Annotated in this window: 20 protein-coding genes; 2 read left to right on the top strand and 18 right to left on the bottom strand. The window is 61.0% G+C overall.

Annotated features, from left to right (window positions below; all coding sequences use genetic code 11):
- Positions 1 to 111 precede the first annotated feature (111 nt).
- The 4 genes from mdoH to pip all read right to left on the bottom strand — a co-directional run bounded on the left by mdoH (position 112) and on the right by pip (position 6090).
- Positions 112 to 2682 (bottom strand): glucans biosynthesis glucosyltransferase MdoH, encoded by a 2571-nt coding sequence (mdoH, locus tag C5F71_RS14735; protein ID WP_104911402.1) that lies wholly within the window; start codon positions 2680 to 2682, stop codon positions 112 to 114.
- Positions 2675 to 4417: a glucan biosynthesis protein G gene (locus C5F71_RS14730; protein ID WP_104912625.1), complete on the bottom strand. Its 1743-nt coding sequence runs from the start codon at positions 4415 to 4417 to the stop codon at positions 2675 to 2677. Before C5F71_RS14730 ends, mdoH begins: the two co-directional genes overlap by 8 nt.
- Positions 4418 to 4684: 267 nt before the next feature.
- On the bottom strand, positions 4685 to 5122 hold the full coding sequence (dtd, locus tag C5F71_RS14725) for a D-aminoacyl-tRNA deacylase (protein ID WP_104911401.1): 438 nt from the start codon (positions 5120 to 5122) through the stop codon (positions 4685 to 4687).
- Positions 5119 to 6090: a prolyl aminopeptidase gene (gene pip / locus C5F71_RS14720; protein ID WP_029295970.1), complete on the bottom strand. Its 972-nt coding sequence runs from the start codon at positions 6088 to 6090 to the stop codon at positions 5119 to 5121. The genes dtd and pip overlap by 4 nt, the downstream gene beginning before the upstream one ends.
- 301 nt (positions 6091 to 6391) lie before the next feature.
- On the opposite strand from pip, the gene C5F71_RS14715 reads away from it, so the two are divergent.
- Entirely contained in the window at positions 6392 to 7375 is a 984-nt protein-coding gene (locus tag C5F71_RS14715) for a hypothetical protein (protein WP_092232852.1), read from the top strand.
- A gap of 48 nt (positions 7376 to 7423) precedes the next feature.
- Here the strand turns inward: C5F71_RS14715 and hutG are convergent, their stop codons facing one another.
- The 12 genes from hutG to hutC form a co-directional block, all read right to left on the bottom strand.
- On the bottom strand, positions 7424 to 8227 hold the full coding sequence (gene hutG, locus C5F71_RS14710; RefSeq protein ID WP_104911400.1) for an N-formylglutamate deformylase: 804 nt from the start codon (positions 8225 to 8227) through the stop codon (positions 7424 to 7426).
- Between the two features lie 11 nt (positions 8228 to 8238).
- Positions 8239 to 9444 carry an imidazolonepropionase gene (gene hutI, locus C5F71_RS14705; RefSeq protein WP_070995907.1) on the bottom strand — a complete coding sequence of 402 codons (1206 nt, stop codon included), beginning with the start codon at positions 9442 to 9444 and terminating at the stop codon, positions 8239 to 8241.
- 15 nt (positions 9445 to 9459) lie between these two features.
- Positions 9460 to 10869, bottom strand: a complete 1410-nt coding sequence (locus tag C5F71_RS14700) for an amino acid permease (RefSeq protein WP_070995908.1) — start codon at positions 10867 to 10869, stop codon at positions 9460 to 9462.
- A 181-nt stretch (positions 10870 to 11050) separates the two neighbouring features.
- Positions 11051 to 12589 (bottom strand): histidine ammonia-lyase, encoded by a 1539-nt coding sequence (hutH, locus tag C5F71_RS14695; RefSeq protein WP_104911399.1) that lies wholly within the window; start codon positions 12587 to 12589, stop codon positions 11051 to 11053.
- Positions 12590 to 12608: 19 nt separating this feature from the next.
- Positions 12609 to 14132 (bottom strand): histidine ammonia-lyase, encoded by a 1524-nt coding sequence (gene hutH / locus C5F71_RS14690; protein ID WP_092237275.1) that lies wholly within the window; start codon positions 14130 to 14132, stop codon positions 12609 to 12611.
- Between the two features lie 136 nt (positions 14133 to 14268).
- Positions 14269 to 15093: a glycine betaine/L-proline ABC transporter ATP-binding protein gene (locus tag C5F71_RS14685; RefSeq protein ID WP_050492906.1), complete on the bottom strand. Its 825-nt coding sequence runs from the start codon at positions 15091 to 15093 to the stop codon at positions 14269 to 14271.
- The gene (locus C5F71_RS14680) at positions 15090 to 15941 is read right to left on the bottom strand and encodes a proline/glycine betaine ABC transporter permease (protein WP_104911398.1); all 852 of its coding nucleotides are present in this window, start codon (positions 15939 to 15941) and stop codon (positions 15090 to 15092) included. Before C5F71_RS14680 ends, C5F71_RS14685 begins: the two co-directional genes overlap by 4 nt.
- A gap of 72 nt (positions 15942 to 16013) precedes the next feature.
- Entirely contained in the window at positions 16014 to 16982 is a 969-nt protein-coding gene (locus tag C5F71_RS14675; RefSeq protein ID WP_104911397.1) for an ABC transporter substrate-binding protein, read from the bottom strand.
- Between the two features lie 68 nt (positions 16983 to 17050).
- On the bottom strand, positions 17051 to 18508 hold the full coding sequence (locus C5F71_RS14670; protein ID WP_104911396.1) for a cytosine permease: 1458 nt from the start codon (positions 18506 to 18508) through the stop codon (positions 17051 to 17053).
- A 157-nt stretch (positions 18509 to 18665) separates the two neighbouring features.
- Positions 18666 to 20351, bottom strand: coding sequence for a urocanate hydratase (gene hutU / locus C5F71_RS14665; RefSeq protein WP_070995911.1), 1686 nt, complete (start codon positions 20349 to 20351; stop codon positions 18666 to 18668).
- Positions 20352 to 20763: 412 nt separating this feature from the next.
- Positions 20764 to 21324 carry a HutD family protein gene (locus C5F71_RS14660; RefSeq protein ID WP_104911395.1) on the bottom strand — a complete coding sequence of 187 codons (561 nt, stop codon included), beginning with the start codon at positions 21322 to 21324 and terminating at the stop codon, positions 20764 to 20766.
- Complete coding sequence (hutC, locus tag C5F71_RS14655) at positions 21321 to 22100, bottom strand: histidine utilization repressor (RefSeq protein WP_169851409.1); 780 nt, start codon at positions 22098 to 22100, stop codon at positions 21321 to 21323. The genes C5F71_RS14660 and hutC overlap by 4 nt, the downstream gene beginning before the upstream one ends.
- A gap of 78 nt (positions 22101 to 22178) precedes the next feature.
- Between hutC and C5F71_RS14650 the strand changes: the two genes are divergently transcribed.
- Entirely contained in the window at positions 22179 to 23543 is a 1365-nt protein-coding gene (locus C5F71_RS14650) for a formimidoylglutamate deiminase (protein ID WP_104911394.1), read from the top strand.
- Between the two features lie 50 nt (positions 23544 to 23593).
- Here C5F71_RS14650 and C5F71_RS14645 read toward each other — a convergent pair whose 3' ends face one another.
- Complete coding sequence (locus C5F71_RS14645; protein ID WP_104911393.1) at positions 23594 to 24517, bottom strand: LysR substrate-binding domain-containing protein; 924 nt, start codon at positions 24515 to 24517, stop codon at positions 23594 to 23596.
- Complete coding sequence (locus C5F71_RS14640) at positions 24517 to 25365, bottom strand: EamA family transporter (protein WP_104911392.1); 849 nt, start codon at positions 25363 to 25365, stop codon at positions 24517 to 24519. Before C5F71_RS14640 ends, C5F71_RS14645 begins: the two co-directional genes overlap by 1 nt.
- Positions 25366 to 25404: the final 39 nt, after the last annotated feature.

The following is a 25404-nucleotide window of genomic DNA, read 5'->3' as shown; positions in this document are numbered from 1 at the left end:
GCCTTGAGCCAGGGTCTTTTGTATCGAAGTTAGAAGGTTGAGACGCGAGCGACAAGCGCTGTAGGACGGGCGTATCAAGCGCCCCCGAGACAGGTCTCGGGGGCGTCTGAATCAGGCAGGTTGCACCTGGGAGGACAGCGGTTTGAGCGGCAGCAACGGCGCATGCGGGTCGGCCTTGACCGACTCGCGCCAAGCGCCAAGCCATTCAGCGTGCCCTTCGCTCCAGACCTGCTCATGCAAGCGAGCCAGGGCCACCGGGTCGCTGAGCAAGGCTACGCGCTCGTTGTTGGTCAGCCCAGCCGGGCCGACTTTCAACGCATGGCGCACGCGATCGGTACGCAGCCACTCAATCGGCTCCGCCTGACCATGGCGCGAGGTTGCCAGGGCGCAGGCCAGGGCGTTCTGTTGCGGATCGACCACTGCCCGTACAAAACCGTCGTTGAGTGCATGCCAACGGTTTTCGTGGGTGTAGAGGTCGGTCGACAGCAGCGCCTGCGGCGGATTGTATTCCTCGGGGATCAGGAACAGGCTTTCATCGCGAGACTTGAGGCCCAGCTTGACCCGGCTGGAGATCACCGAGACCGGGATCGACAGCATCAACGAACCGACAATCGGCACCAACCACCACAGGAAGCTAGGGTTCAACCACACCACCAGCAGTGCCCAGAAGAAGCCCAGCAAAGTCTGCGGGCCGTGGCGCTTGACCGCCTCGCTCCATGGCGTGGAGTCGTCGTCACGTTGCGGCGAATTCCAGGTCGCAGCCCAGCCGAGGAACGCGGCGAGTACAAAGCGGGTGTGGAAGATCATCCGCACCGGCGCCAGCAGCATGGAGAACAACATCTCCAGCAGCATCGACAAGGTCACCTTGAACTTGCCACCGAACTCTTTCGCGCCCTTGGCCCAGATCAGGATGATGCTCAGCAACTTGGGCAGGAACAGCAGCACGATGGTGGTGGAGAACAGTGCCACCGCCTTGTCCGGGTGCCATTGCGGCCACAGCGGGTACAACTGGCGTGGTGCCATGAAGTACTGCGGCTCCATCAGGGTGTTGACCGCCAGCAGGGCCGTGGACAGCACCAGGAACAGGAACCACAACGGCGCCGACAGGTAGGACATCACGCCGGTGAGGAACACCGCACGGTGTACCGGGTGCATGCCCTTGACCAGGAACAGGCGGAAGTTCATCAGGTTACCGTGGCACCAGCGACGGTCACGCTTGAGTTCGTCCAGCAGGTTGGGCGGCAATTCTTCGTAGCTGCCTGGCAGGTCATAGGCAATCCACACGCCCCAGCCGGCACGGCGCATCAGCGCCGCTTCAACAAAGTCGTGGGACAGGATGGAGCCAGCGAACGCACCTTTACCTGGCAATGGCGCCAGGGCGCAATGCTCGATAAACGGCTTCATGCGGATAATAGCGTTGTGGCCCCAGTAGTGGGATTCACCCAACTGCCAGAAGTGCAGGCCGGCGGTGAACAGCGGGCCATAGACGCGGGTGGCGAACTGCTGCATGCGCGCATACAGGGTGTCCATGCCCGAAGCCCGTGGCGCGGTCTGGATGATCCCGGCGTCCGGCGTGGCTTCCATCAGGCGCACCAGGCTGGTCAGGCATTCGCCGCTCATCACGCTGTCGGCGTCGAGGACCACCATGTACTTGTAGTCACCGCCCCAGCGACGGCAGAAGTCGTCGAGGTTACCGCTCTTGCGTTTGACGCGACGGCGACGGCGGCGATAGAAGATCTTGCCAAAGCCACCGGCTTCGCGGCAGACGTCGAGCCAGGCTTGCTGCTCGGCGATGCAGATATCGGCGTCGTTACTGTCGCTGAGCACGAAGAAGTCGAAACGATCGAGGTCACCGGTAGCGGCCACCGACTCGAAGGTCGCGCGCAGGCCGGCAAAAACCCGCGGCACGTCTTCGTTGCAGATCGGCATGACCAGCGCGGTACGGGCATCTTTCGGGATCGGCTCGTCGCCGGCGCTTTTGCCGGAGATGCGGTACTTGTCGTGACCGGTGAGCAGCTCGAGGAAGCCCATCAGCGCGGTCCAGAAACCTGCCGAAACCCAGCAGAACAAGATCCCGAACATGATCAGGATGCTGGTTTGCAAGGCGTATGGCAGTACCTGGGTGGCCGTTTGCAGCAGGGTCTGGTTGCGCACCTCGTCAAAGTCGACGAAGGACCAGCCCTGGTAAGGCATGATGCCTTTCATGTACCAGCCGGCCACAATCGTCTGGCCGAGCATCAGCACCAGCAGGATATAGCGGCGGATCGAACCGACCGTGCGCCAGCGCGCAGCCGGCAGCACGCGTTCGTCTTTGGGCGGCGCAGGCCGGTTGCTGCGGCCGGTCAGCCGGCGCCAGCCGCGCACCAGGATATTGGTGCGCCAAGGCTCGGGCACCACCCTGGTACGGCGGATCGGCGGCGTAGCCTTGAGGCAAACCCGACCTGCGGCGTCGAGCACCAGCATTTCGGCGTCTTCGAGCTCTTCGGCCGTGTTGAGGGTCAAGCGGCGGCCAACCGACGCCTGCGCGGCGTCCACCGGTGCGTCAAAGGTCGACGACGACAGGCGCTCGTGCAGTTCGGAGAAGGACTTGCAGCCCGCCAGTTCGGCGCGCTGCTCGTCGGTCATCGGAAGATGCGCCAGATACTCGGCAAGAGTCTCTGGCTGGACTGGGGAGTTACTCATCGGCAGGCAACTGATTGCTCCAGGTTTCAGTCAGGACTTGTTCTGTTTCTGTCTTGACCGGTTCCGGGGTGGCTGGGGCAGCTTCTGGCTGCTTGTCTTGCTTGTCCTTGGCATCTTTCTTGGCCTGTTTCTCGTGTTGCTTGGCCAGGACTTTGTCAGCCTTCAGGACTTGGGTGGAAGCCTGCTCTGGCTCAGGCTTGACGATGTCCTGGACCAGGGCCGCACGCATTTCGGTCGGCTTGCCTGCGTCCTTGATCTTCAAGCGCAGGGTCAGGCGCCAGCCTTTGGTGTGCGGGTTGTAGCGCACGCTGTTTTCCACGACTTCGCCGTTTTCGCCGACGCTGACCTGGCTGCGCACTGCCGCATCGGGCTTCAGGGCCTTGAGGGACGGGCCCTCGAAGTCCACCAGATAGGCCACGCTGCCGTCTGGCTGGCGGATCAGGTTCGATTGCTTCACGTCACCGGTCGAACGCAGGGTCTGCTTGACCCAGGCGCTGTCTGGCGAGTGGAACGGTGCGTCGTTGAGCGTCCAGTGCAGGCGGTAGGCGATATCCAGCGGCTCACCGGGCTTGGGCAGCTCGGCCGGGCTCCAGAACGCAACGATGTTGTCGTTGGTCTCGTCGGCAGTCGGGATCTCTACCAGGTCGACGGAACCCTTGCCCCAGTCGCCTTCAGGCTCGATCCAGGCGCTTGGGCGCTTGTCGTAGTTGTCGTCGAGGTCTTCGTACTGGCTGAAGTTGCGACCGCGCTGCAACAGGCCGAAACCACGCGGGTTTTCTACCGAGAAGTTGCTGACCGACAGGTGTTTTGGGTTGTTCAGCGGGCGCCAGATCCACTCGCCGTTGCCGGCATGGATCGACAGACCGCTGGAATCGTGCAGTTCACGACGGTAGTTGAGCACTTTGGACGGCTGGTTCGCGCCGAACAGGAACATGCTGGTCAACGGGGCAACCCCCAGTTTGCTGACCTTGTCACGCAGGAACATCTGCGACTTGACGTCAACAATGGTGTCGGTACCCGGGCGCAGGATCAGGCGATAGGCGCCAGTGGCCCGTGGCGAATCCAGCAAGGCAAAGATCACCAGGTGCTTGTCACCCGGTTTTGGACGCTCAATCCAGAACTCGGTGAAACGCGGGAACTCTTCGCCGGACGGCAGCGCGGTATCGATCGCCATGCCACGGGCGGACAGGCCGTAGACCTGGTCCTTGCCCACGACGCGGAAGTAGCTGGCGCCGAGCATGGTCATGATTTCGTCTTGCTTATCGTCCTTGTTGATCGGGTACAGCACGCGAAAGCCGGCATAACCCAGCTGATCGGTGGCTTTAGGATCAAACGTGACGTCGCCGAAATCGAAACGAGTCGGGTCGTACTTGATTTCCTGGACGTCGGTCGCGGTGATTTCGTTGATCTTCACCGGCGTGTCGAAGTGCATGCCCTGGTGATAGAACGACAGCTTGAACGGGGTTTTCTGATCGGCCCACTCGGCTTTTTCATTGCGGAAACGAATTTTCTGGTAGTCAGCGAATTTCATTTCGCGGAATTCGTTCGGCAGATTGCTGCGCGGGGCTTCGTACTTCTGCCCGGCCAGCTCTTTTGCCTTGGCCGACACATCGTCCAGACTGAATGCCCACAGTTGACCCGCGCCGAACAGGCAAAACAGGGCGGAGCCCGTTACCAGTGCGTTTCGTAACCGTTTGGCAGACAATTTTGGTGCATTACAGGGACTAACAATCACGAGCAACCCTCGCCGAAAACAGATCAAAAAACCAACGGCCAGCTATCTATATGCCAGGTTGGCGAGCATTGTTCCGACTCCGATGGGGCTAAATGATTCCCCAAGGGCGAGCGGACAAGTCTCTACCTAAATCAAAATTGGACCAATTTACGCTGATCCCCGTAGCGCGCGATTATCTAGTAGCCCGTGAGATAACGCAGCAGGGGCAGCGAAGTATTTGTAGCGAAAACTTGGGTTTTTGCGCATTAAAAGTCGTTTTTCATACAATCAGGTCTGCAAAAGGAAGGTGACCGGCCCGTCATTGACCAGATGCACCTGCATATCCGCGCCAAAACGCCCCGATGCCACCGTGCCATGCAATTGTTGCGCTTGTAGCAGCAAGTGCCCAAAAAGCGCCTCGCCCAACGCCGGAGGCGCCGCCGTGGAGAAGCTGGGACGCAGGCCACTCTTGGTATCGGCCGCCAGGGTGAACTGGGACACCAGCAGCAAACCACCGCCAATATCCTTCAACGACAGGTTCATCTTGCCCTCGTCGTCACTGAACACCCGATAGTTAAGCAGCTTATGCAACAGCTTGTCGGCACTGGCCGCTGTATCTGAAGGCTCGACGGCCACCAGCACCAGCAAACCCTGGTCTATCGCCCCCACCACTTCGCCTGCCACTTCGACCCGGGCGCCGCGCACCCGTTGTAAAAGCCCCTTCATGCTTCTTCTGGCGGCAGATCAAGCAGGCGCCGTGCCATCTCGTTCGTGGCTCGCACCAGCGCATCGGTGATTCCAGGCTCGGCGGCAGAATGACCCGCCTCGCGGATCACCTGCAATTCGCTGTTCGGCCAGGCTTGATGCAATTCCCAGGCATTGTCCAGCGGGCAGATCATATCGTAGCGGCCATGCACGATGACGCCCGGCAGGTGAGCGATCTTGTGCATGTCGCGAATCAGCTGGTCGGGCTCCAGGAAGGAGTTATGGGTGAAGTAGTGGCACTCGATACGCGCAATCGACAAGGCGCGCTGCGGCTCGGAAAAACGCTCGATCAACTGCGGGTTGGGGCACAGGCCCAACATGCGGCCTTCCCAGGTGGACCAAGCCTTGGCGGCATGCATCTGGGCGATCTGGTCGTTGCCGGTCAGGCGCTTGTGGTAGGCGCTGATCATGTCGTGGCGTTCTTCCACAGGGATTGGCGCGATGTAGTCCTGCCAGTAATCGGGGAACAGACGGCTCGCGCCGGCCTGGTAGAACCACTGGATATCCTGGGGGCGGGCCAGGAAAATGCCGCGCACGATCAGGCCAAGCACACGCTCGGGGTGGGTTTGCGCATAGGCCAGGGCCAGGGTCGAGCCCCAGGAGCCGCCGAACAGCACCCACTTTTCAATGCCCAGGTGCTCGCGAATGCGCTCAAGGTCAGCGACCAGATCCCACGTGGTGTTGTTTTCCAGGTTGGCCCGTGGCGTGGAGCGCCCGCAACCGCGCTGGTCAAAGGTGACGATACGGTACAGGTTGGGATCGAAATAGCAGCGGCTGTTGGCATCGCAGCCGGCGCCGGGGCCGCCGTGGATGAAAACTACGGGCAAACCTTGCGGGGAACCACTTTCGTCGACATACAGCGTGTGGGTTTCATCGACGGCCAGATCGTGCCGGGCGTAGGGTTTGATCTGCGGGAACAAAGTCTGCATTGCGCGCTCCGTAAGGGGTCGGGTCCATCCCTGGGGGGACGTCTATTATTTTGCCGTCTGGCATCATAAACCCGAATTGTGCAATGAGCATGTTCTTGAGGGCTTGGATCTGTGTCAGCAGATCTGCCTGCCAAGGCGCTGCTTCTTTTACGCAGACACAGATACCCTCCATAATCCCTCTTGGCGCTATATCCAAATATTATAAAAAACTGTCAACTATGACAGTCGACACCTCCTTATAACGGCATTTAAATCATGACAACCGCCTTGCGGAATTTCACGGCCACAGGAGAGTTGCGCCATGTCCACTCAAATAATCCAGGATGAGTTCATAGAATACTTTACGGCCGATCTGATTTTTTCCAGCCATACGGAAAAAATCACCGCCGATAAAGCAAGTATTGACAGCTATGATATTTCCGGCACCGACTGCTGGAAAATAACCGCCGCCGAAAACACCATAAACGAAACAACCTACAGCGACGAAGTCAATTTATTCCAGTTCTTTCTTGATAAGAACTCAACCAGCTTCGATCATGCACTTGCCACGCCCGAACCGTATCCCGTCATGACGAAAAACAGCGGCTACTTTTATAAATACACAGACAGCCCTGACGATATAGATAAAGAAGTTGATACAGCCAATAACTTTCCTCTGCGCAACGGTTGGATAACGTATCAATGGAACACGGACAAAACCTACTTGCGCGGAACATTTGACCTGACCGTCGAAAACCCGGGCGTCTCTAGCTTTAGAATAATGGGCGGTTTTAACCTGAAGAAGGGTGGCGTGCACCGTATCAAGACAAACGAGGAGTTTGTGGCTAGCGTGCAGTATCCGACCAGCAATTTAGAATTCAAAGCCGTTAAAGTCAGGGTTGAGCCCCCCGAAGGTACCTCAGAAGACGCCTGCTGGAAAATCGAGGCCTTTCAGGAAATCGTAGAAGGCGGGGCGATCAAGGAAGTACAGGGGATCCATTTATATATTGCGCGAACCCCTCTGGAAGACAATCAGCCGATGGCACCTGCCAAAAGCCTCCCCGCAACTCAAAAAAACAGCGCCAGCTTTTTTAGAATTATTGACCACATTCCCGACGCTCAAAACAAGATCGATACCACTGTTGACTACCTCGGCATTTCGGGACACATCAGCTATCGCTGGGAGAGTGGCAGGAAAAGAGTCCTGGGCGAGTTCAGCGTCCTGGTTGTCGCGCCCGATAAAACAAACATTCAAATACGCGGCCACTTCAACGTATTAACCGGCCCCCCACGTCTTATTTATTGAGGCTCGGAGATTAAAGATGCGATCTTTTTTCAAAGATCGCATCCGCCTTTATTTGGCATACTGCCGGCATCCCCAACCCAGCATGCTCTTCAATAACTCCATAAGCACTCGACGTGTCGGTTCGGCCAAATCCGCCCGATAACGAAACGGCTCGAACTCCTCCATATACGTGCACTGCCCCAGCTCCAGTTGCACTGCATGGATAGCCTGCGCCGGGTTGCCGTAGTGCCGGGTGATGTGCCCGCCCTTGAAACGCCCGTTCAGCACATGGCTGTATTGCGGGTGCGCCGCGCAGATCGCTTCCAATTGGCTGGCCAACCCGGGATCGCAGGCGGCACCGTTGAACGTGCCGAGGTTGAAGTCCGGCAACTTGCCGTCGAACAGGTGCGGGATGACTGAGCGGATAGAATGCGCATCGAACAGCAATGCGTAGCCGAACTCGGCCTTGAGCCGCGCCAGTTCGTGCTGCAGGGTCTGGTGATAGGGCGTCCAGATCTGCTCCAGGTAGGTCGCCCGTTCCTCTTTCGACGGCTCCTTGCCTTCGCTGAACAACGGCACGCCATCAAACAACGTCGCTGGAAACAGGCCCGTGGTCGCGCCGGCATACAGCGGCTTGTCGTCAGATGGCCGGTTCAGGTCGATCACAAACCGCGAATACTCGGCCGCCAGGGTGCTGGCCCCCAGCTCTGCCGCAAAATCGTACAGCGTGGGGATATGCCAGTCGGTATCCGGCAGGCTTTGTGCCTCGGGGATCAAGCCCGCCGCCACCGCAGGCGTCAGGCGCAGGCCGGCATGGGGCATGCTGATCAGCAGCGGGGTGCTGCCTTGTTTGAAGTTCAGAACCTTGTCCACAACGCTACTCCTTACACAGTGACGTCGACGCCGTGGCGCACAACGCGTTTATCCAGCTCGCCGCCCAGCCAGTAGGCCAGGTCGGCGGGACGATCGATCTGCCAGGCGACAAAGTCCGCCACCTTGCCCACTTCCAGCGAGCCGTGGGTGTCACCCATGCCCAGCGCCGTGGCGGCATGCCGGGTGGCGCCGGCCAGGGCTTCTTCCGGGGTCATGCGGAACAAGGTGCAGGCCATGTTCAACATCAGCCGTAATGACAGGGCCGGTGAAGTGCCGGGGTTGAGGTCGCTGGCAATCGCGATCTTCACCCCGTGCTTGCGCAAGGCATCCATCGCAGGCAACTGGGTTTCACGCAGGAAATAGAACGCCCCCGGCAATAGCACGGCGACAGTGCCGGAGGCGGCCATGGCGATGGCATCTTCTTCGGTCATGAATTCCAGGTGGTCCGCCGACAGCGCCTGATACCGCGCCGCCAGGCTGGAGCCGTGCAGGGACGACAATTGCTCGGCGTGCAGCTTTACCGGCAAGCCCAAACGCTGGGCAACCTTGAACACACGCTCGACCTGCTCGGTGGAAAACGCCAGGTATTCGCAAAACGCATCCACGGCATCCACCAACCCTTCAGCGGCCAGGGCTGGCAGCATCTCGTTGCAGATATGCTCGATGTAGTCGTCGGCACGGTCCTTGTACTCCGGCGGCAACGCATGGGCCGCCAGGCACGTGGCACGCACGCTGACCGGCAGCTCCTGGCCCAGGCGCCGGGCCACCCGCAGCATCTTGCGCTCGTTGGCCAGGTCCAGGCCGTAGCCGGACTTGATCTCCACGGTGGTCACGCCATCGCGCAGCAAACTGCGCAGGCGCTTGCGACTGCTGTCAAACAGCTCGTCTTCGGTCGCTGCACGGGTGGCGCGCACGGTGCTGGCAATGCCGCCACCGGCCGCGGCGATCTCGGCGTAGCTCACGCCCTGCAAGCGCTGCTCGAACTCACCGCTGCGGTTGCCGCCAAATACCGTGTGGGTATGGCAGTCGATCAGCCCCGGCGTGACCCATGCCCCCTGCAGGTCATGGGTCTGCCCGTAGTCGCCACTGGGCAGCTCGGCCCGTGGGCCGATCCACTCGATCAGCGTGCCGGCCGTGACCATGGCGCCATCCTCGATGATCGAGTACTCGCCCTGGGCCATGGTTGCGATGTGGCAGTGTTGCCAAAGCGTTTTCATCAACGCCTCCCTAAGTTATCGATGAGACAAAGCCGGGTCGTAATGGACCTTGGCCGCTTGCCCGGCTGCAGGCTTGACCCACAGCAGGTAGGCGACGACCAGCAGCACAATCCATGCGGCACCCACCAGCAGCGCGGCCTGGGTGTCCGGGAAGTAGCCCAGTACGCCAAAAATAAACAGCATGAATACAATGGCCGCCGCCGGCGCATAGGGCCAGAACGGTACCGGGAATTTCAGTTCGGCGATCTGTTCCTTGCTCATCGAGCGGCGCATTGCCACCTGCGTGACCAGGATCATCAGCCATACCCAGACGGTGGCGAAGGTGGCAATCGAGGCAATCACCAGGAACACGTTTTCCGGGATCAGGTAGTTCAATACCACGCCGCCCAACAGCGCAGCGCCCATCACCACCACGGTCATCCACGGCACACCGTGGCGCGACAGTTGCGCAAAGCCCTTGGGCGCCTGCCCTTGCTGGGCCAGGCCGTACATCATGCGGCCTGCGCCGAAGATGTCACTGTTGATGGCCGAGACCGCCGCCGAGATCACCACGATATTGAGGATAGTCGCCGCCGAGCCAATCCCCAGGTTGCTGAAGATCTGCACGAACGGGCTGCCCTGGCTGCCGATCTGCGGCCATGGGTAGATGGCCATCAGCACAAACAGGGTCAGCACATAGAACAGCAGGATGCGCAGCGGCACCGCGTTGATCGCCTTGGGGATTACCCGTTGCGGGTCCTTGGCTTCACCCGCAGTGATGCCAATGATTTCGATGCCGCCAAAGGCAAACATCACCACCGCAAACGAAGCGATCAGGCCGCCCACGCCATTGGGCATGAAGCCGCCATGGGCCCACAGGTTGCTCAAGCCACTGGCTGGCGCGTCACCGGCCGAATGCACGCCGAACAGCATGATGCCGAAGCCACCGAGGATCATCGCGACAATCGCGCCGACCTTGAGCAGCGACAGCCAGAATTCCATCTCGCCAAACACCTTGACGTTGCACAGGTTCAGCCCGCCGATCAGCAGGACAATGCCGAGCACCCAGACCCAGCGTGCGACTTCGGGAAACCAGAAGCCCATGTAGATGCCGAAGGCCGTGACGTCCGCCAGGCAGACGATGATCATCTCGAAGGCGTAGGTCCAGCCGAGGATAAAGCCGGCCATCGGGCCCAGGTAGGTGCTGGCGTACTGGCCGAAGGAGCCAGACACCGGATTGTGCACGGCCATTTCACCGAGGGCGCGCATCACCATGAACACCGCAGCGCCACCGATCAGGTAGGCCAGCAACACCGCCGGGCCGGCCATCTGGATGGCCGAGGCGGAGCCGTAGAACAGCCCGGTGCCGATGGCCGACCCCAGTGCCATGAAGCGAATATGGCGGGCGGTCAGTCCGCGTTTGAGACCTTGTGCTTGCTGGTGCATTTCTCGTCCCTAATTATTGTTATCCAGAGAGAATCCGAACCTATGGACGATCACCTGTGGGAGCTGTCGAGCCTTGGCGAGGCTGCGATGGCGGCGGCACAGGCAACATTTACATTGCCTGGTCCACCGCTATCGCAGCCTCGCCGGGCGAGACAGCTCCCACACGGGATCGGGGGAGTGTTTAGAGGCTTGGTAGCAACTTGGCGGGTACCAGCTCATTCAGGCAGCGGCTGGCCAACAGCTCACTGGCGGCATTGATGTCCGGGGCGAAGAAGCGGTCCTTGTCATAGAACCCTACTTTGGCGCGCAGGATCCCACGGGCCTGTTCCAGCTTCGGCGAGGTTTTCAGGCCATCGCGCAGGTCCAGGCCCTGGCACGCGGCCAGCCATTCCACCGCGAGAATGCCACGGGTGTTTTCAGCCATTTCCCACAGGCGCTTGCCGGCAGCCGGGGCCATGGAGACGTGGTCTTCCTGGTTGGCCGACGTCGGCAGGCTGTCGACGCTATGGGGATGGGACAGCGCCTTGTTCTCACTGGCCAAGGCCGCAGCAGTCACCTGGGCGATCATGAACCCGGAGTTCACCCCGCCGTTGCCCACCAAAAATGGCGGCAGTTGCGACATGTGCTTATCCATCATCAACGAAATACGACGCTCGCTGAGGGAGCCGATTTCGGCGATGGCCAGGGCCATGTTGTCGGCAGCCATCGCCACCGGTTCGGCGTGGAAGTTACCGCCGGAGATCACATCACCCTCGGCGGCAAATACCAGCGGGTTGTCCGACACCGCGTTGGCTTCGACCACCAACACCTCGGCCGCCTGGCGGAACTGGGTCAGGCAAGCGCCCATGACTTGTGGCTGGCAGCGCAGGGAGTACGGGTCTTGCACCTTGTCGCAGTTCTGGTGGGACTGGGACACTTGGCTGCTGTCGCCGAGCAGGTCGCGATACGCGGCCGCTGAGTCAATCTGCCCACGCTGGCCACGGGCCGCATGAATGCGCGCGTCGAACGGCGAGCGCGAGCCCAGCACGGCTTCGACGGTCAGGCCACCGCAGGCGATGGCGGCGGCGAACAGGTCTTCGCCTTCAAACAGACCGCGCAGGGCGTAGGCGGTGGAAACCTGGGTGCCGTTGAGCAGCGCCAGGCCTTCCTTGGCCGCCAGGATCAGAGGCGTGAGGCCGGCGACTTTCAGCGCCTCGGTGGCCTCCAGCCATTGCCCTTTGTAACGGGCCTTGCCTTCGCCCAGCAGCACCAGGGACATATGGGCCAGCGGCGCCAGGTCACCGGAAGCCCCCACCGAGCCCTTGAGCGGGATAAGTGGGTAGACCTCGGCGTTGATCAGGGCGATAAGCGCGTCGATCACCTTGCGGCGAATCCCGGAGAAACCACGGCTCAGGCTGTTGACCTTGAGCACCATCACCAACCGCACCAGCGCATCGCTGATCGGTTCACCCACGCCGGCAGCGTGGGACAACACCAGGGAACGCTGGAGGTTTTCCAGGTCTTCGCTGGCGATACGGGTCGAGGCCAGCAGGCCAAAACCGGTGTTGATGCCATAGGCGGTGCGGTTCTCGGCAAGGATCTGCTCGACACAGGCAACACTGGCTTCGATCTGCGCCGTGGCGCTGTCATCCAGGCTGAGGGTTACCGGCTGCTGGTAGATGGCACGCAGTTGGGCAAGGCTCAGTTGGCCTGGAATCAGATTTAGCGCGGTCACATTCATGCTCCTTTTGAAATAGGGTTCAGTGCACATTCGGTAAAGCGTGGTTCAGCAAATCGGTGTTCTTGAGCAGCGTGGCGGCGGTCGCGATATCCGGCGCCAGCCAGCGGTCCTGTTCATAGGCCGGGACCTGCTCGCGCAGCAGGCGCCAGGCGGTGTGGGTGCCGGCGCCGAAGCGTTGCTCCTTGAGGAACTCAAAGGCCTGGGCCGCCAGCAGGTATTCGATGGCGAGGATCTGGGTGACGTTGTCCAGCACCGCGTGCAGTTTGAGCGCGGCATTGGTGCCCATGCTCAGGTGGTCTTCCTGCAGGCCCGAGGTGACGAAATTGTCGAGCACCGCCGGCTGCGCCAGTTGGCGATTCTGCCCACAGAGGGAAGCGGCGACGTACTGCACGATCATCATCCCCGAGTTAACCCCGGGGTTGCTCACCAGGAATGCCGGCAGGCCGCTGACGTGGGGGTTGATCAGGCGGTCCAGGCGGCGCTCGGCGATGGCGCCGATTTCCGCCATGGCGATGGCCAGCATATCCGCCGCCAATGCCACGGACTGGCCATGGGGGTTGGCTTGGGACACCACCCGGTAGTTGTCCGGCGTGCCCAGCAACAACGGGTTGTCGGTGGCGCCGTTGAGTTCGGTCTCGATCTGCCGGGTGGCGTGCTCCAGTTGATCGCGGGCGGCACCATGGACCTGGGGGATCGAACGGATGCTGAGCGCGTCCTGGGTGCGAATGCCCTTGCTCGCGGCAATCACCTCACTGCCATCGAGCAAGGCCCGCAGGTTGCTGGCGACCTGCTGCATGCCCGGATGCGGTTTGAGGGCGATGACCTGCTCGTCGAATGCGTCGATCTGCCCGCGCTGTGCTTCAAAGCTCATGGCACCGATCACATCGGCCCATTGCAGCAAATGGTGGGCATCGGCCAGGGCCAGGCAGCTCAGGCCGCTCATGCACGGCGTACCGTTGACCAGGCTCAGGCCGTCCTTGGCGCCAAGCACCACGGGCTGCAGGCCTTCGGCGGCCAAGGCGGCCTGGGCGGTAACGATCTGCCCGCGATAACTAACATTTCCTACACCCAGCAAGGCAATGCCGATATGGGCCATATGGGTCAGGTAGCCCACCGAACCCTGGGACGGCACTTGCGGGGTGATGCCATGGTTGAGCAGCGCCAGCAGCGAGTGCACCACCTGCGGATGCAGGCCGGACTTGCCCTGGCTGTAGTTGATGACGGCGGCGCAGATGATGGCGCGGGTCTGTTCATTGCTCAGCGGCGCACCGACACCGCAGGCGTGGCTAAGTAAGGTGTTGCGCGACAACTGGCTCAGTTGCTCGCCCTTGAGCGATACATTGCACAGGGCGCCCAGGCCGGTGTTGACGCCATAGGCGCGCTCGCCGCTGGTGACGATGCGTTGCACGATGGCCTGGGCATTATCGATGCGCGCCCAGGCCTGGCCCGACAGCTGCAGTTCGGCGCCGAAACGAGCGACGGCGACTACGTCCTGCCAGTGCAGGGGGGTGTCGGCGATGATGATTTTTTTTGCCTGGGACATCTTCATACCTTCTTCAATTCTTTTGCAGCCTTGCCGGCCTCATCGCGGGCAAGCCCGCTCCCACATTTGGAATGCGCTCCCCTGTGGGAGCTGGCTTGCCTGCGATGGGGCCAGCAGCCTCACTGCACTTGCTGGCTCAGACCACCGCCGCCCGCCGCTGAACAAACCGGTCCACATACTCATCCGCCGGCGAATGCAAAATCTCCCGCGGCGTACCGACCTGGATCAGCTTGCCGTCCTTGAGGATCGCAATGCGGTTGCCGATACGCACGGCCTCGTCCAGGTCGTGGGTGATAAACACGATGGTCTTGTGCAGGGTCTTTTGCAGCTCCAGCAACTGGTCCTGCATCTCGGCACGGATCAGCGGGTCGAGGGCGCTGAACGCCTCGTCCATCAGGATGATGTCGGTGTCGGCCGCCAACGCACGGGCCAGGCCCACCCGTTGGCGCATGCCGCCCGACAGTTGGTGCGGGTATTTGTTTTCGTAGCCCTTCAAGCCCACGGTCTGGATCCAGTGCAACGCGCGCTCGGTGCACACTGGCTTGCTTTCGCCGCGCACTTTCAGGCCGTAGGCCACGTTGTCCAGCACGCTCTTGTGGGGCAACAGGCCGAAGCTCTGGAACACCATGCTGATCTTGTGCCGGCGGAACTGGCGCAAGGCGTCCATATCCAGTTGCAGAATGTCTTCACCGTCCACCAGGATCGCGCCGCTGGTGGGGTCGATCAGGCGGTTGAAGTGGCGCACCAGCGTGGACTTGCCAGAACCCGACAGGCCCATGATCACAAAGATCTCGCCGGTGCCGATGCTCAGGGACAGGTCATTGACGCCCACCACGCAACCGGTCTGCGCCAGCACCTGGTCCTTGGTCTGGCCTTGGCCAATAAGTGCCAGGGCTTCTTTTTCCCGCGCGCCGAAAATCTTGAAGACGTTTTTAACTTCGATCTTGCTGACAGTAGTCATTTGCTCGCCTCATGCCGTGGACGACCATAGGCCTGGGTAATGCGGTCGATGACCACTGCGAGAATCACAATCGCCAGGCCGGCCTCCAGGCCACGCCCGACGTTGAGGGTCTGGATGCCGACCAGTACATCTTCCCCCAGGCCACGGGCGCCGATCATCGAGGCGATCACCACCATCGACAGGGCCATCATGGTGGTCTGGTTGATCCCGGCCATGATGCTCGGCAGGGCCAGCGGCAGTTGCACGCCGAACAGCTGCTGCCAGCGGTTGGCGCCGAAGGCATTGATGGCTTCCATCACTTCGCGGTCCACCTGGCGAATGCCCAGGTCGGTCAGGCGTATCAGCGGCGGCGCGGCGTAGATCACCGTGGCAAAAATCGCCGGCACCTTGCCCAGGCCAAACAGCATCAATACCGGGATCAGGTACACGAAGCTGGGCATGGTTTGCATGATGTCCAGCAGCGGCATCAGCACCGAGCGCAGGCGATTGCTGCGCGCCGAGAGAATGCCCAGGGGAATGCCGATCAGCACCGAAATCACCGTGGCTACCATCATCAGGGCCAGGGTCTGCATCAGTTTGTCCCACAGGCCGACCGCGCCGACCAGGAACAGCAGGCCGACGATCACCGACGTGGTCACTACCTTGCGGGTAGCGTGCCAGGCAACGCCGCCGACAATCGCCAGCATCAGCCACCAGGGCGCCATGCGCAGCAGGCCTTCCAGGTTGACGATGGCCCACAGCAAGGTGTCGGAGATCTGCCGGAACACATCACCGTAGTTGGTCACCAACCCATCGACCCAACCGTTGACCCAGTCGGCGATGGAAAACGTAAAACTCTCAGGAAACATAGCGTGCTCTCGATCCAGTGGAGTGTGGCCGGGTGTCCGGCTGCCTTTTCAGGGTAGCCGGGAGCACTGTGCCTACAAGGCCGCGTCGATTTTCTTGGCTGCGTCTTCACTGACCCAGGCGTGCCAGACTTCCGGGTGTTCCTTGAGGAAAATCTTCGCCAGCTTCGCTGAGTCAATGCGCTCTTTGCTCATGCGCGCCAGGTTCTGGTTGAGCAGGTCGATCGGCAGGTTGACCTTTTCCAGCACCGCCACCAGTTCCGGGGCCTGTTCGTGGAAGGTCTTGGACAGGCCGACCTTGATGGTCACGCTTTTGTCCACGCCGGGTTTTTCGTCGAGTTTGACCAGGTCGACCTGGCCCATCAGCGGCGTTGGCGACCAGTAGTAGAACAGGACCGGCTCGCCACGCTTGTAGCTCGACAGCACTGCCGCATCCAGCGCCGGGCCGGTGCCTGGGCGGAAGTTGGTGTAGGAACTTTCCAGGCCATAGCTCTTGAGCATTTCGCTGTTGTCCAGCTCGCAGGTCCAGCCGGCCGGGCAGTTGTAGAAGCGGCCTTTGGCGGGCTCTTCCTGGTCCTTGAATACCGCAGAGTACTTGGCCAGGTCGGCAATGTTTTTCAGGTCCGGCGCCTTGGCCTCAAGCTTGCGCTTGGCGTCGCCTTCGATCACATAACGCGGCACGTACCAACCTTCAACCGCGCCGACCACGGGGGCGCCGACGCCGACGACTTTGCCGGCCTTCTCGGCTTTCTTCCACACTTCGCTGCGGCCGACCCACTCCTCGGCGAAGATCTGAATATCGTTGCTGCCCAGGGCGTTTTCCATGGTGATGGAATTGCCCGGCAGGCTATCGGTTTTGCAGTCGTAGCCTTTTTCCAGGACCACTTGCAGGACGTCGGTCAGCAGCATGCCGCTTTCCCAATTCAGGCCGGCGAACTTCACCGGTTTGCCTGACTCGCACCAGCCGGCCGCCTGGGTGGCACCAGCGCTGGCCAGCAAGCCTGCGGCGAGCAATGGGGTCAGCAGGGTCTTATGCATTTTCATTGTGTGACGCTCCCAATCATGAAATGGATTACGGCAGTCAAAAGGCATCCTGCCTCGTCCACGTCCCATCAGGCTTGTGCAAGCTGCCCGGTTGTTGTTGGTGTAGCGCCCTGCTCTACCGGCAGGATCAGTCGCTGCGGAATCTCGCCGTGCCATTTTTTTGCACACACGTAATACAGGGCGGCAGGCAGTACCAGGCCGATGATCCAGGAAATATCCACACCCCCCAGGCTGGCCACCAGGGGACCGGTGTAAAACTTGGTGGCGATGAACGGCAACTGCACCAGCACACCGAACACATACACGCTGATACCCAGCGGGTTCCAGCGGCCATAGCGACCGTTCGGATCGGCCAGCGCCGGCACGTCATAGCGATCGCGGGTGATGCAGTAGTAGTCCACCAGGTTGATCGCGCTCCAGGGCGTAAAAAACGCCAGCAAAAACAGGATGAAGGACTTGAACGCACTGAGGAACGAGTGCTGGCCGAGCAACGCGATCAGGGTCGCCGCGCCGACGATCAACAGCACGAAAACCAGGCGCTGCACACGCGTCACCTCCATGCGCCCACGAAAACCGCTGACGATGGTCGCAATACACATGAAGCTGCCGTAGGAATTGAGCGTGGAGATGGTGACCTTGCCGAACGCGATGCTGAAGTACAGCAGCGCCGCCGTAGCACCGGTGCCGCCCAGGCCCACGATGTAGGCCACTTCGTTACCGGCAAATTGCCCGTTGGACATGGCGGCGGCAAACACGCCGAGGATCATCGCCACCTGCGCACCAATGACCGAGCCTGCGCCTGCGGCCAGAAAGGTTTTCACCGAAGACGTGTTGCTCGGCAGGTAGCGTGAGTAGTCAGCCACATAGGGCCCGAAGGCGATCTGCCAGGAGGCCGCAAGCGACACCGCGAGCAGGAAGCTGGACCAACTGAAGTGGCGGATTTGCAGGAGTGCGCCAACATCGGTCTGGCTCATCAGGCGGCTGAACAGGTAGACAAAGGCAATCACCCCAATGACGCTGGCGACACGGCCGATGAAATGGATTACCCGATAACCGAGCACCGTGACCAGCACGATGACACTGGCAAAGATAAGGATGCCGAGGCTGTCACTGACCCCGAACAACTGGCCCAGTGCCTGGCCGGAAAGCACAGTGCCGGTGGCGGTGAACCCCAGGTACATCAAGCACACCAGCACCATCGGAATGGCCGCGCCATATACCCCGAACTGCACCCGGCTGGAGATCATCTGCGGCAGGCCAAGCCGTGGTCCTTGCGCCGCATGCAATGCCATCACCGCGCCGCCCAGCAATTGGCCGATCAACAGACCGATCAACGACCAGAACACATCACCGCCCAACACCACGGCCAGGGCCCCGGTGACAATCGCGGTGATCTGCAGGTTGGCCCCCATCCAGAGGGTGAACTGGCTAAATAGACGACCGTGTCTTTCCGCTTCCGGGATGTAGTCGATCGAACGCCTTTCGATCAACGGGGTGGAGCTTGCACGTGCGTCTTTTGCAGCCATGGGGGTTCAACCTCTAATGGATTGTTTTCTGGTTCACTGCAGATCAAATGTGGGAGCGGCGGTGCGACGGTTCGACTTGCTCGCGAAATCAGGGGGTCAGCTAACGCTTGCGGTGACTGATACACCGCATTCGCGAGCAAGCCCGCTCCCACATTAGTTACTTGATCATCGGGAGGTTGAGGCCCTGCTCCTTGGCGCAGTCGATAGCGATCTGATAGCCCGCATCGGCGTGGCGCATTACCCCAGTGGCCGGGTCGTTGTGCAGCACGCGGGCAATCCGCTCGGCGGCTTCGTCGGTACCGTCGCAGACAATCACCATCCCCGAATGCTGGGAGAAGCCCATGCCTACGCCGCCACCGTGGTGCAGCGAAACCCAGGTCGCACCGCTGGCGGTATTGAGCAGGGCATTGAGCAGAGGCCAGTCGGACACGGCATCGGAACCGTCCTGCATGGATTCGGTTTCGCGGTTGGGGCTGGCCACCGAACCGGAGTCCAGATGGTCACGGCCGATCACCACCGGCGCCGACAGCTCGCCGCTGCGCACCATCTCGTTGAATGCCAGGCCAAGCTTGGCGCGTTGGCCCAGGCCGACCCAGCAGATGCGCGCCGGCAGGCCCTGGAAGCTGATGCGCTCGCGGGCCATGTCCAGCCAGTTGTGCAGGTGGGCGTCGTCGGGGATCAGCTCTTTGACCTTGGCGTCGGTCTTGTAGATATCTTGCGGGTCGCCCGACAGTGCCGCCCAACGGAACGGACCGATGCCACGGCAGAACAACGGACGGATGTAGGCCGGCACAAAACCCGGGAAGTCGAAGGCATTTTCTACGCCCTCTTCTTGTGCCATCTGACGGATGTTGTTGCCGTAGTCGAAGGTCGGAATGCCTTGTTTCTGGAACTCGAGCATCGCTTTGACGTGCACGGCCATCGACTGCTTGGCCGCCTTGATCACGGCGGCGGGCTCGGTCTTGGCGCGGGCGCGGTACTCGTCCCAGGTCCAGCCGGCTGGCAGGTAGCCATTGAGCGGGTCGTGGGCGCTGGTCTGGTCGGTGACCATGTCCGGGCGCACGCCGCGCTTGACCAGTTCCGGGAGAATTTCGGCAGCGTTGCCCAGCAGGGCGATGGAGATGGCCTTGCCTTCCTTGGTGTACTTGGCGATGCGCGCCAGGGCGTCGTCGAGGTCGGTGGCTTGTTCGTCGACATAGCGGCTGTTCAAGCGGAAGTCGATGCTGACCTGCTGGCATTCAATGTTCAGCGAGCACGCGCCGGCCAGGGTCGCGGCCAGAGGCTGGGCACCGCCCATGCCGCCGAGGCCGGCGGTGAGCACCCAACGGCCTTTGAGGTTGCTGTCGTAATGCTGGCGACCAGCCTCAACGAAGGTCTCGTAGGTGCCCTGGACGATGCCCTGGCTGCCGATGTAGATCCAGCTGCCGGCGGTCATCTGGCCGTACATGGCCAGGCCCTTGGCATCCAGTTCGTTGAAGTGCTCCCAACTGGCCCAGTGCGGCACCAGGTTGGAGTTGGCGATCAGTACGCGGGGCGCGTTGCTGTGGGTCTTGAACACGCCCACCGGCTTGCCGGATTGCACCAGCAGGGTTTCGTCGTCGTTCAGGTGGGTGAGGCTTTCGACGATCTGGTCGTAGCACTCCCAGTTACGCGCCGCGCGGCCGATGCCACCGTATACCACCAGCTCTTTGGGGTTCTCGGCCACTTGCGGGTCGAGGTTGTTCATCAGCATGCGCAGCGGTGCTTCAGTCAGCCAGCTTTTGGCGGTAAGCGTGTTGCCACGGGCGGCGCGGATTTCAACGTCGCGGTACTTGGTAGGCTTGTTCTGGGAAAAGTCAGTCACAAAAAAATCCTCAGCAATCGATGCGCGAACACGATGGTGCGAAGAGGATGTCCAGCGACTCTTATGCACACACCTTTACTTGTACATACAAGCATATGCAATCAAGCGGCCAACTTCTGCGCCATGTGCCTAAGATTTTCTTGTGCGGTGCGTGTAAGCCTCGGAAAACAAGGCTTCTGGGCTTGATGAAATTTCTTACAGAGGGGTTTTGAAGTGCCGGGGGATTGCTACTGAAGCAGGGCATTGCGCCATGCTGGGGCATTCGGTAACAACTTGGTGCGGGACTGGAAACAGATTTTGTAGCCTATGAAGATCCAAATGTGGGAGCGGGCTTGCTCGCGAATGCGGTGTGTCAGCTAACGCTTGCGGTGACTGATACAGCGCATTCGCGAGCAAGCCCGCTCCCACATTTTTAAGCGCGTGCGGTCAGTTCGATGATGCAGCAGCGGCCAGTTACTGCAATGTCCAGCAGCCCGGTGTTACCGTCCACCTGCAAACAATCATGATGCCCCAGCACTTCGCCCAGCACCTTCACCTCATCCGCCACACTGAACACCAGCACGGTGTGCGCGGTGCTGAAAAACTGCTGCACACCATCCACCCACTGCAAACGCGCGTGGTAACGCTGGGGCGAATAGATCAGGTTGAAATCGCGGATCGGCCCGGTGATCAGGCGGCACGCCACCTGGCTTTCACCGCTGAAGGCAAACGGTTGCAGCGGTAACAACCCGCGCTGCTCCTCACCGTCCACCGTCAACACCATGCCCGCGCCCTGGATCACGGTGATGACCCGCTGATACCCGGCAAACGTGGAAAAGCCGCCCGACTCGCCAATATCGGCAATCGACAGGCGCCAGCCAAAGCCGTCGAGACCATGGCCAGCGTCACGGGTGATTTCTTCGGTGCTACCGCCACCGTTCTTCCACGGCATACGCACGTAATCGGCAGCACGCCAGACCTTTACTGCATTCATTTGCTGAAACGTCCTTCGAGGCTATGACGGGAGCCGGGGTGGATCAGTCGCGCAGCGGTCACCGGCTGGCGGCCGGACCAAGTGCGCCGACGAATCAACAGGCATGGCTCGCCGGCCTCGATCTGCAGCAGCTTGCACTCCTGCGCGTCGGCCAGGATCGCTTCCACCACATGCTCACCCTCGGTCAGCGGTGCCACCTGGTTGAGATAGGCATAGGGGGTTTGCTGGGTGAAATCCTGTTGCAGGTATTCGGGGGCGACCAGGGCGTTGACGAAGCGGTCTTCGATTTGCACCGGGATATCGTTTTCGTAGTGCACGATCAACGAGTGGAACACCCGCCCGCCTTCACGCATCTCCAGGGCCACGGCACGTTCGGAGCCAGCGGCCTCTTCGCCCAGGGTAATGACTTTGCAAGTGTGGCGGTGGCCGCGGGAGGCGATCTCATCGGCGATGTTATGCACCTCGAACAGCGCCGACTGGCTCTTGGGCTCGGCGACGAAAGTGCCGACGCCTTGCATGCGCACCAGCAGACCTTCGGCGGTCAGCTCCCGCAGCGCCCGGTTGATGGTCATACGGCTGAAGCCCAGTTGGTTGACCAACTCGCTTTCCGACGGCACGCGATAGTGCGGCGGCCAGTTGCCGTTGAGGATCTGCTGGCTGATCATCTGCTTGACGCGGGCATACAAGGGCGCCGGACTTTCGTCCATGTGGGCAGCCAGCGGGGACTTGGCGGGCGGAGTCGGCACGGGGAATCCTTGCAGGGGGAAAAGATGCATAGATTGCCGGAGTTTACCGAGCAGGCAAACGTCTGTATATGTATATACAAATAAACACACGACCGGGGTGCCTTGATCATGTCCGCTTTCTTTGCCGAACGCGCGCTGCTGCCTAATGGATGGGCCACTGATGTACGTCTTGAAGTCAGCGCCGACGGCCTGCTGACCAACGTAACGGCCAATGCCAGCGCAGACGGCGCCGAACGGCTCAGAGGCCCGTTGTTGCCGGGCATGCCGAACCTGCATTCCCATGCATTCCAGCGGGCTATGGCAGGGCTGGCGGAAGTCGCCGGCAACCCCAATGACAGCTTCTGGACCTGGCGCGACCTGATGTACCGCATGGTCGGCCAGATCAGCCCCGAGCAACTGCAAATCATCGCCCGCCAGCTGTATATCGAAATGCTCAAGGCCGGCTACACCTCGGTCGCCGAGTTCCACTATGTACACCACGATGTCAGCGGCCAGCCGTACGCCGACCCCACCGAACTGTCACGCCAGATCAGCCTGGCGGCGGCCAGCAGCGGGATCGGCCTGACGTTGCTGCCGGTGCTGTACAGCCACTCGGGCTTTGGCGGCCAGGCGCCGAACGAAGGCCAGCGGCGGTTTATCAACAGCACCGAAAACTACCTGGACCTGCAAGCGCGTTTGCAACCGATAGTGGCCGCGCAACCGGCGCAGCAGCTGGGCGTGTGTTTCCACTCATTGCGCGCGGTAACGCCACAACAGATCAGCGCAGTCCTGGCCGCCAGCGACCAGGCCTGCCCGGTGCATATCCACATCGCCGAACAGCAAAAGGAAGTCGATGACTGCCTGGCCTGGAGCGGCAAGCGCCCGCTGCAATGGCTGTATGACAATGTCGAAGTCGACCAGCGTTGGTGCCTGGTACATGCCACCCACGCCAACCCTGAAGAAGTGACGCTGATGGCCCAGAGCCGAGCGATTGCCGGGTTGTGCCTGACCACTGAAGCCAACCTGGGCGACGGGATTTTCCCGGCGGTGGACTTCCTGGCCCAGGGCGGGCGCATGGGGATTGGCTCAGACAGCCATGTGTCATTGAGCGTGGTCGAGGAACTGCGCTGGCTGGAATACGGCCAGCGCCTGCGCGACCAGCGGCGTAACCGGCTGTATCGCAGCGATCAACCGATGGTCGGGCGTACGTTGTTCGACGCCGCCCTCGACGGCGGCGCCCAGGCCCTGGGCCAGCCGATTGGCCGCCTGGAAGTGGGCAAGCGCGCCGACTGGCTGGTGCTGGACGGCAACGATCCGTACCTGGCGACGGCCAGTGAAGACGGGATTCTCAACCGCTGGCTGTTCGCCGGGGGTGATCGGCAAGTGCGTGATGTGCTGGTCAATGGCCAGTGGGTGGTGCGCGATGGGCGGCATGCTGGCGAGGAAGAAAGCAGCCGGGCCTTCACGCAGGTTCTTAGAGACCTACTGTCCTAACAGTACATCCCACTTTAGGAGCTGGCTTGCCAGCTCCTACATGCACCTCTTCAGCTACAGATTTGCGGACACTGCTCGCGGACTTCTCCCACAAACTCATCGGCAGTCGCCTTGAGCCAAGCAAATAGCCGGGCGATATCCGGCTCAGACTGTCGCCCATTTCGACAAATGATGTAGTACGCCGCCGGTGACATCATCACCGGACCGTTCAAAGCCAGCAGGCTCCCCTCTTTCAGCGCGTCATACACCAGCGCCGTCCTGCCCAGGGCAATCCCACTGCCTTTTGCCGCCAGGCTGATGGCCTGGCTGGAATCCGGAAATCGCGGGCCACGGTGATACGGTGGAGCCGCCAGCGCCTGGAACGCAAACCAGCTTTCCCAGCCCGGGCACACTTGATCGTCGACCCGGTGGATTAGCGGGTGCCGGGCGATATCCTCCAGCGAAATATCGCCATTGCCCCGCACAAACTCTGGGGAGCAGACGGGGAATACCGCATCACGCATCAGCAGTTCGACGTGATGCTCCGGATAGTCGCCGTACCCCATCACCACGGCTACGTCGTATTGATGGGCGCCCAGGTTATCCGTACTGGTCAACACCAGGTCCAGGTTGAACGAAGCCTCGGTATGCGAGCCGTGCAGCCTGGGGATCAGCCATGTCGAGCAGAGGGACGAGGTACACGAAAGGTAGAGCGGTTGAGGTGTGTCCGGGCGCAGGGAATGCAGCACCTCATCAAGTTCGCGGAAAAATCCAGCGGCCACCGGCAGCAAGGCCTGCCCCGCTTCAGTCAACTTGACGCCCCGCGAGTGGCGCTCGAACAGTTGCACGTCCCACCACGCTTCCAGGCCCGCAATCTGATGGCTGATGGCACTGGCTGTGAGGTTGAGTTCAGACGCCGCACGCGCAAAGCTGCCACATTGCGCGGCGCTGACAAAGGCTTGAAGCATGGGGGTCGGTGGCGGGCGCTGGGCCATCAGGTGCTCACTTTGATCAGGATGATCCCGCAAACAATCACCAGCGCCGAAAGCATCCGCCGCCAGCCGAACCGCTCACGAAAGAACAGTGCAGCAATAATGGCGCCGATGATAACACTGGTTTCCCGCAGTGCTGAGACCTTGGCCACCGCGTCCAAGGACAGCGCGAACAACACCAGGCCGTAGGACGCCAGGTAAAAAACCCCGCCCAGCATGCCCACCCGCCACTGCCGGGCAATCGCCTGGACAAACTGCGTACGCGCCTTGAGAAACGCCAGCAACGGGATTGGAATACTCTGGAACACCGTCAGGTAAATGATGTATTGCAGCACCGTCTCACTGGCTCTTACACCCTTGGCGTCCACCACCGTGTAAGACGCAATAAACACTCCCGCGCCCACCGCCATCAGGATCGGCCGGAGCATCAGCGTCGTCATCCTGCGCACAAACGTCAGGCTGATGATCCCCAGGCAAATCAACAACACACCTGCCAGCGCCTGGAAAGACAGGTGTTCGTGCAGCAGAAAGTAGGAAAACAGCGCGACCAGTACCGGCGGTACGCCACGCATTACCGGATAGACCTGGCCGAAGTCGCCCGTTTCATAGGCCTTGATCAGAAACAGGCGATAGATCGTATTAAGCACCACCGAGAGCAACACATAACCCCAGACCTGCAAGCTCGGCACATTGACCAGTGGCAACGCCGCGAGACAGATCAGCAATGCCGTGCCATCGACCAGAGCCAGGGTCATGAAGCGGCTGCTGCCGGCCCGGACAACGGCGTTCCAGGTGGCGTGCATAAAGGCGGAGATCAGGACCAGGGTGATCGCAATATCGGAGTTGTCCATGGAGTCGGCTGTTCAGAGGAAAAGGCGGGTATTTAACTC

It is taken from the genome of Pseudomonas sp. LG1D9, assembly GCF_002949995.1.
In the GTDB taxonomy this organism is placed as follows: Bacteria; Pseudomonadota; Gammaproteobacteria; order Pseudomonadales; family Pseudomonadaceae; genus Aquipseudomonas; species Aquipseudomonas proteolytica.
Note: the sequence above shows the minus strand (reverse complement) of the source record. Positions and strands in the feature narration are given on the sequence as shown.